We start from the raw sequence: 381 nt of genomic DNA, 5'->3' as shown, positions 1-381 counted from the left end.
GGCGATCTCGCCGCTTTTGAGCACGATGATCTCGTCGGCGCCGATGACGGTCGAAAGCCGGTGGGCGATGACCAAGGTCGTGCGGTTCTTCGAAACCAAGTCGAGGGCCGTCTGGATTTCCTGTTCCGTCGTCGTATCGAGGGCCGATGTCGCCTCGTCGAGGATCAGGATCGGGGCATCGGCCAGGAAGGCGCGGGCGATGGCGACACGCTGCCGTTCTCCGCCCGACAGCTTGACGCCGCGTTCGCCGACCATCGTCTCATAGCCCTTGGGCAGGTCCAAGATGAAGCCGTGGGCGTTGGCCTGTTTCGCCGCCTGCTCGATCTCGCGCCGCGAGGCGTTCGGCCTCGAATAGGCGATATTTTCCGCCAGCGTCCGGTG

General features: G+C 64.6%; 1 protein-coding gene. It reads right to left on the bottom strand.

All coding sequences use genetic code 11. The annotated features are described in order from the left end of the window. The coding region (locus AC5ZG1_RS44705; RefSeq protein ID WP_496136615.1) for an ATP-binding cassette domain-containing protein at nucleotides 1-381 on the bottom strand (381 nt) is incomplete at both ends.

It is taken from the genome of Bradyrhizobium sp. Leo78 (assembly GCF_059512425.1).
Note: the sequence above shows the minus strand (reverse complement) of the source record. Positions and strands in the feature narration are given on the sequence as shown.